Below are 6011 nucleotides of genomic sequence, written 5' to 3'. Positions count from 1 at the left end.
GGGGCTGGCCGAGCGGGTGTGCCGGTGGGTGTCGGAGGAACTGGTGGCGGCGTACGGGCGGGCGGCGCTGATGGTGGACGACGACAATCCGGTGGCGATCGGGGTGTACGAGCGGATCGGCTACCGGCGTCGGCGGTTGCTGGCCTCACACGTGGCCACCTGAGCAAGGCCCGCCTGAGCAAGGCCCATCTGAGCAGGGCTCACTTGAAACAAGGCCAACCTGAGCAAGGCCGACCAGACAGGGCGTGCGAACCTCCACGGCGGAGGCCCGCACGGCGCGTACGTCTCAGAACAGGTCGGCGGAGAAGGAGACGCCCTCGACCGTGACCTTGCCCCCCGAGCACGACACCTTCGGCGAGTCCGTCCCCGGCACGATCACCGTCAGCAGCGACTTGGCCGCCGGCGAGACGACCACGTTCGTCGGCTTCTTGGACAGGTACGTCGGCGACACCCAGCCCAGCTTCCCGCCGCGCTCCACCTTCTGCCCGCCGATCCGGTCGCACGACGACAGCTGCACCATGGTGACCTTGAACTTGCCGTCGCCCAGCACCACCTTGCCGCCACTGTCGGAGAGCACCTTGAGCGACGGGTCGAAGCGCCACACGTTCTTGACCTTCTTGCCGCCGGAGGCCGTGTCCAGCACCGCCATCAGGTCCTCGCCGTGGTTCACCAGCACCGACCTGGTCCGGCTCACGCCATACGCCTTGTCGGTCACCTTGAACGCCTGCCGGTCCTTGCCGTAGTCGGACTTGACGAGCTTGCTGGCCGTCTTCGGCCGGAACCGGGCCCCCACCACCGTCGGCACGTTGTGCGCCTCGGGGGAGAGCGTCCAGTACCGGTAGGAGCTCTTCTCGTAGGAGTGGAACCCGCCGTCCACCAGGATGTCGCGGCCCTGCGCGTAGTAGGTGACGCCCAGGTGGTCCTCGTGGCCGTGGAACTTCATCCCCGGCCCGTACCTGATCGAGTAGTACGCGGAGTCCGGCTTGCCCCAGGCCGTGCGCCCGAAGACGTACCCGGCCCGGTACGCCTTGACCTCCTGCTTCGGCGTCCCCGTCTCCATCTTGGGCTCGGTCTCGGCGCTGCCGTCGCCGATGGGCACCATGAAGCCGTTCGGCATGGTGGAGTGGGCGATGAAGTCCTTCAGGGCCTCGGCGCGCTTGGCGATGTCGCCGGGCACCTTCCTGCCGCACGCCTTCATGTTGGTGATGGCCACCTGCAGCCGGCCGTACACGTAGACCGCGTACCTGGGCGCCTGCTCCATGAGCGCGCCCTGGGAGTCGACGTCGAGCTTGACCGTGCCGGTGAGGCGCCTGGAGGCCAGGTCGGACCAGTCCTTGCGGCCGTACCTGCAGCCGATGCCCATGAGCGCGATGTCCTGGTCGATGCCGTGGTTGTGGCCCTTCTTGTAGAGCCGCGAGTCCGACAGGAGCTTGGCGTGGTCGGCCAGGCTGTCCTTCAGCCAGGCGTCCTTGACGTGCATACTCAGGCACAGCAGCGGCTGCGTGCGCAGCGAGACCGGGTGGTCCTTCCACACGTACGACTTGGTCCCGCCGGCTCCGCGCTTGTTGCTGGCCACCCAGTCCTTGGCGATCTCGGTGGCGCGATCCAGGTAGCGCTGCTCGCCGCTGTTCTCGTACTGGACGACCAGCGTGCCCATCCAGCGCAGCGACTGGAAGACGAACTCCCACGACCTGTTCTTGTACGGGCTCGCACCCCAGTTGATCTTCTTGCCCAGCGTGTACGCCGGCAGCCCGACCAGGGAGATCTCGCCGCGCATGACGTCGTCGGCCGTCGGCGTGCCGGGCAGCCAGTCGCCTTGGCACTCCGCGGTGCGGGTGACCTTGTCTGCCTGCGCGGGGCTCACGAACCCGCCGAGTGCGAGCGTGAGGGCAAGAGGTATCGCGAGCCGGCGCACGCCAGTTCCTTCCGGACAAAAAGTGAGGGCGGGACATGCTTTCCGAATAGCGATCAACTGGTCAAGCCGCGTGCCGGATTCGTTAGCCGCCCGATGCGTCGCCGGCACCCGGGATGGCGGGGGCCCTACGTTCGAGACATGCTTATGTACGTGAAATTCGACGACCTGGTGATCCCTGACACACCCGCCTGCCGGGGCGCGCTCGAAGTGGCGACCCGCTACCACTCACCCTCGCTGCTCAACCACTCGATCCGCGCCTACCTGTGGGCGGCGGCCTACGCGCAGGACAACGGCATCGCGTTCGACGCCGAGCTGCTTTACGTGTCGGCCATGCTGCACGACATCGGGCTGGTGGCCGAGTTCGACAGCCACACGGTGCCGTTCGAGGAGGCCGGCGGGCACGTGGCCTGGGTCTTCTGCGCGGGGGCCGGCTGGTCGCCGGAGCGCAGGCTGCGCGCCTGCGAGGTGATCATCCGGCACATGTGGGAGGAGGTGCCGGCGACGGAGGACCCGGAAGGGCACCTGCTCGAGCTCTCGACCGGCATGGACATCTCGGGCCGGCGTACCGACGAGATCCCGGAGGGGGTGCGCAAGGAGGTCCTGGAGCGCTACCCCCGGCTGGAGATCGCCAAGGAGTTCGGCGTGTGCATCTCGGAGCAGGGCGCGCGCAAGCCGTCGAGCTTCGCCGGGCAGTTCGTCCGCGCCGGGATCGCGGACCGCATCGCCCGCAACCCGCTGGACGCCTAGCCCGGACGATCAGGACCGTCAGGGCGCGGCGGGTGAAGCCGTCAGGACGTCGCGCTCCCGGCGGCTAGGACGCGGGGCCCGCGCTCTCCGCGACCTCGAAGGACCACACCTCCGAGCCGGTCGCCGCGGGTCCCTGGCCGTGCCCGTGCCCCTGCGCGGGCCCCTGCCCGTGCCCGTGGCCCTGTCCCTGGGCGTCCTGGGCCGCCTGGGCGTGCCCGCGCTGGAACGCCTGGCTCTGCTGCCAGTTCTGGAAGTCCTCCTCGCTGCGCCAGCGGGTGTAGACGAGGTAGCGCTCGGTGCCGTCCACCGGCCGCAGCAGCTCGAACCACTCGAACCCGTCGGCCGAGTCCACCATCCCCGCCCGCTTGGCGAAGCGCCGTTCGAGCTCCTCGCGCATGTCGGCGGGCACGGTCAGCACGTTGATCTTCACGACGGACAACAGGGACCCCTCTCACGGACGAACGCCTCAGCGCACCACACGATGCGGCGCGGTCGAGGGCTCCAGGCTAACGCGGGCCACCGCCGGCACATGATCCCGGTCCAGCGCGTCGCGCATGTGCGGCAGCGTCACCGCGGACAGGTGCCTGCTCAGCTCGCTCATCGGGACGGACTCGTCGGCGACCAGGCGCAACCGCACCTCCGGACGCCCGCGACCGCCCACCATGTCGGCGTCGGCGCTCAGCACGGCCGGGCTCGACTCGACGTCGGCGGCGACGGCGTTCGCCATCCCGCCCGCCGACACCTCCGTGACGCCGGTCGGCGCGCTCTCCAGGCGCAGCGGGCCGTGCGTCTCCCTGCGGCCCTGCACGAGCAGCCAGCGCAGCGCCAGCAGCGCGACGACGACGGACACGAGGGCCAGGGCCCACCAGATCCAGGGGCTCGTACGGGCGAAGAACCCCACGACGTTGGCGTCCACGATCGTGGTGCGCGCCGCGGCCCAGTTCTGCGAGAACGCGCCCAGCCCTCTGGCCAGCGAGGCGCCGCCGAGGATCATCAGCGCCAGGCCGACCAGTGCCAGCCCCCATCGGTTGCCCCGCCCGGTCTTCCTGTTCACCTGTGCTCCTTGACGTTCACGTCCACCCGGTACGGCTCCACGAGGTCGAGCGCTGCCAGCCTGCTGAGCACGGCGCCGCGTACCGCCTCGCCGTAGCGCTCCCCGTCCGGCCCGAAGCCGGCGGAGGTGACGGCCACCGTGTGACCGTGCATCCGCGCGCGGGCCGAGCGCACGCCGGGCACCTGCTCGGCGGCGTGCTCCAGCGCCCTGGTGACGCTCTTGGGGCGCAGGCCGATGATCACATCGGGGTCGCCGCTGCGCACGGGCACCATGCTCGGCCGTCCCGGCACCAGAGCGGTGAGCAGGAGGGCCAGCCCGATCAGCGTCACGATCGCCGAGCCGAGCAGGAACAGCGGGTTCGACCACAGCGTGGAGGCCGCCCAGCCGAGCATCCTGTCGTACGGGATCCAGCGCAGCGGCCGCCCGAGCAGCGCCGAGATCGTCTCGGCCGCGACGAGCAGGCTCAGGAGCGCCAGCAGCAGGGCCACCACGATGGCCGGAATCCGGCGCTGCGGCCGGAAGGCCCGCATGGCCGCCCGGTCGGCGGCCCGATCTGCGGATCTGTCGTGCGGCGGCCCGGCGCTCGCCCGGTACGCGCCGCCCCCGCCGCCGCCGGGAACCTCGCACACTTCGGGCTGCCCGAACCGCTCTTCGGCCGTCATGGCAGATCACCGTCCCGCTCGCCGTCCAGAGCCGCTGCCATGCCGGTGCGCGGGCCGCTGTCCAGGTCGGTGATGGCCAGGTCCAGGCGGGTGACGGTCAACCCGGTCTGGTAGTAGACGCGGCGGATCACGTGCTCCCTGAGGCGCGCGGCCACGGCGTGCACCGGCGACGGGTAGACGAGGCTCACGTTCAGCTTGACCGTGGCCTGGTCGCCGTGGACCTGGGCGCCGGACGAGTGCGACCACGGCGGCCCGCCGAGACGCACGTCGGTCACCTCAGGGACCTCCCTGGCGGCGCAGTGCGCGATCTTCACGACCGCCCGGTCGGAGACCTCGGTACGCCCGCGCTCCTGCGGCGGGCGACGCTGGCCGGGCACCGTCGCCGCGCCTGCCGCGCGTTCGGAGCCGACGGCGGTCATTTGCGCCTCACGGTCAGGCCGGACAGGTTCACCTCGCCGGTCTCGGCGATCCGCCCGACCAGGAGGCCGACGGCGCCCAGCACGAGGACGAGCAGGAACGCGCCCAGCCCGCCGAACGCCCCCGCCAGCCCGAGGATGGTGCCGGCCGCCATGCCGATGACCGGCATCCAGTGGATGTTGTTCATGGCCTCTCCTAGCTCTCGTCGCTCTTGTCGAGGCGGTCGTCGCCGGAGCGGGCCTGACCCGCCGGCGCGTCCTCGATGCGGATGTCGTCGATGCGCACGTCGACCCGGCGGTCCCCGGCCAGGCCCAGCACGGTTCGCCGTACCTCGGCGGCGGTCTCCGGCAGCGGCCGGTCCAGCGTGGCGACGATGGCGATCTCTATCGCCGCGCCGCTCACCGAGACGCCCAGGAGCCGCTCGCCCGGGAGATAGGTGGCCACCGTCCCGAAGCGGCCGCCGGACAGCCCGGCCACCCCGGCGCAGGCCAGCACCCGGTCGGCGATCGCCTGCGCCTCGGACGTGGCGGTGCCCGGCTCCCCGATCATCGGACCCTGGGCTCCTCGTCCATCCTGTGCCCGTCCTGACCACGGTCCCCGTCGCCGGTTCGCTCCCTGGCCTGGTCGGGCAGATGCACGTCGTCGACCCGGATGTTGACCTCGGTCACTTCGAGCCCGCACATCCGCTCGACCGCCTCGATCACGTTCCTGCGGACGGCCGCCGCCAGGTCGGGGATCGCGGTGCCGTACTCGGCCACCAGGTCGAGATCGACGGCGGACTGCCGCTCACCGACCTCCACGGACACGCCCTGCGTGAGATTCCGCTCACCGCCGACCATGCCGCGTACGCTGCCGAGCGCCCGCGCCGCGCCTCCGCCCATGGCGTAGACACCGGACACCTCGCTGGCCGCGAGCCCGGCGATCTTGGCGACGACCGAGTCGTCGATGCTCGTGGTCCCCCTGTCGGTGACCAGCGAGGTCGCCGAGCCACTGTCCTGCGTCCTGGCCCGCGGTACGGTCCCGGTCTGACCAGGCACGGTGGGCTGGTTGGACATCGTGTCCGACATGATCCGTCACCCCCCTCTGCGTCTCTTCACTAAGAAGCAGACCTAACCCCTGTAACGCCCCTAATGCGCAACAAAACGGACTTTAGGCTCATTCATGACCCGTCCATGGCCGGCGGCGAGTGGGTGGCCGACCCCTCCGGCGGCGGCGA

10 protein-coding genes are annotated in these 6011 nt (G+C 70.9%); 2 read left to right on the top strand and 8 right to left on the bottom strand.

The genetic code is table 11. The annotated features are described in order from the left end of the window. Nucleotides 1–4 precede the first annotated feature (4 nt). Nucleotides 5–163, top strand: a complete 159-nt coding sequence (locus ETD85_RS67615) for a GNAT family N-acetyltransferase (protein WP_420847267.1) — start codon at nt 5–7, stop codon at nt 161–163. A gap of 123 nt (nt 164–286) precedes the next feature. On the opposite strand, the gene ETD85_RS34380 is transcribed toward ETD85_RS67615, so the two are convergent. After that, on the bottom strand, nt 287–1915 hold the full coding sequence (locus ETD85_RS34380) for a heparinase II/III family protein (protein ID WP_240779615.1): 1629 nt from the start codon (nt 1913–1915) through the stop codon (nt 287–289). 150 nt (nt 1916–2065) lie between these two features. Between ETD85_RS34380 and ETD85_RS34375 the strand changes: the two genes are divergently transcribed. Beyond that, the gene (locus ETD85_RS34375; protein ID WP_138693985.1) at nt 2066–2662 is read left to right on the top strand and encodes an HD domain-containing protein; all 597 of its coding nucleotides are present in this window, start codon (nt 2066–2068) and stop codon (nt 2660–2662) included. Nucleotides 2663–2726: 64 nt separating this feature from the next. Here the strand turns inward: ETD85_RS34375 and ETD85_RS34370 are convergent, their stop codons facing one another. The 7 genes from ETD85_RS34370 to ETD85_RS34340 are packed head-to-tail and all read right to left on the bottom strand — an operon-like array spanning nt 2727 to nt 5862. Then, on the bottom strand, nt 2727–3101 hold the full coding sequence (locus ETD85_RS34370) for an antibiotic biosynthesis monooxygenase family protein (RefSeq protein ID WP_138693984.1): 375 nt from the start codon (nt 3099–3101) through the stop codon (nt 2727–2729). Between the two features lie 27 nt (nt 3102–3128). Next, nucleotides 3129–3716 (bottom strand): Asp23/Gls24 family envelope stress response protein, encoded by a 588-nt coding sequence (locus ETD85_RS34365; RefSeq protein ID WP_138693983.1) that lies wholly within the window; start codon nt 3714–3716, stop codon nt 3129–3131. After that, the gene (locus ETD85_RS34360; RefSeq protein ID WP_138693982.1) at nt 3713–4378 is read right to left on the bottom strand and encodes a DUF6286 domain-containing protein; all 666 of its coding nucleotides are present in this window, start codon (nt 4376–4378) and stop codon (nt 3713–3715) included. Before ETD85_RS34360 ends, ETD85_RS34365 begins: the two co-directional genes overlap by 4 nt. After that, nucleotides 4375–4797 carry an Asp23/Gls24 family envelope stress response protein gene (locus tag ETD85_RS34355; protein WP_138693981.1) on the bottom strand — a complete coding sequence of 141 codons (423 nt, stop codon included), beginning with the start codon at nt 4795–4797 and terminating at the stop codon, nt 4375–4377. The genes ETD85_RS34360 and ETD85_RS34355 overlap by 4 nt, the downstream gene beginning before the upstream one ends. After that, a complete protein-coding gene (locus tag ETD85_RS34350) occupies nt 4794–4982 on the bottom strand; it encodes a DUF2273 domain-containing protein (RefSeq protein WP_138693980.1) in 189 nt (62 codons plus the stop codon). Before ETD85_RS34350 ends, ETD85_RS34355 begins: the two co-directional genes overlap by 4 nt. A gap of 8 nt (nt 4983–4990) precedes the next feature. Next, the gene (locus tag ETD85_RS34345) at nt 4991–5344 is read right to left on the bottom strand and encodes an Asp23/Gls24 family envelope stress response protein (RefSeq protein ID WP_206058945.1); all 354 of its coding nucleotides are present in this window, start codon (nt 5342–5344) and stop codon (nt 4991–4993) included. Further along, entirely contained in the window at nt 5341–5862 is a 522-nt protein-coding gene (locus ETD85_RS34340) for an Asp23/Gls24 family envelope stress response protein (RefSeq protein WP_138693979.1), read from the bottom strand. Before ETD85_RS34340 ends, ETD85_RS34345 begins: the two co-directional genes overlap by 4 nt. Between the last annotated feature and the right edge of the window lie 149 nt (nt 5863–6011).

This window comes from Nonomuraea zeae (assembly GCF_005889725.1).
Lineage (GTDB): Bacteria > Actinomycetota > Actinomycetes > Streptosporangiales > Streptosporangiaceae > Nonomuraea > Nonomuraea zeae.
Note: the sequence above shows the minus strand (reverse complement) of the source record. Positions and strands in the feature narration are given on the sequence as shown.

Excerpts from the sequence above, each read along its gene's own strand:
- ETD85_RS34355 (WP_138693981.1), bottom strand. The coding sequence starts at position 4,797 with ATGACCGCCGTCGGCTCCGAACGCGCGGCAGGCGCGGCGACGGTGCCC.
- ETD85_RS34340 (WP_138693979.1), bottom strand. The coding sequence starts at position 5,862 with ATGTCGGACACGATGTCCAACCAGCCCACCGTGCCTGGTCAGACCGGG.
- ETD85_RS34360 (WP_138693982.1), bottom strand. The coding sequence starts at position 4,378 with ATGACGGCCGAAGAGCGGTTCGGGCAGCCCGAAGTGTGCGAGGTTCCC.
- ETD85_RS34350 (WP_138693980.1), bottom strand. The coding sequence starts at position 4,982 with ATGAACAACATCCACTGGATGCCGGTCATCGGCATGGCGGCCGGCACC.
- ETD85_RS34345 (WP_206058945.1), bottom strand. The coding sequence starts at position 5,344 with ATGATCGGGGAGCCGGGCACCGCCACGTCCGAGGCGCAGGCGATCGCC.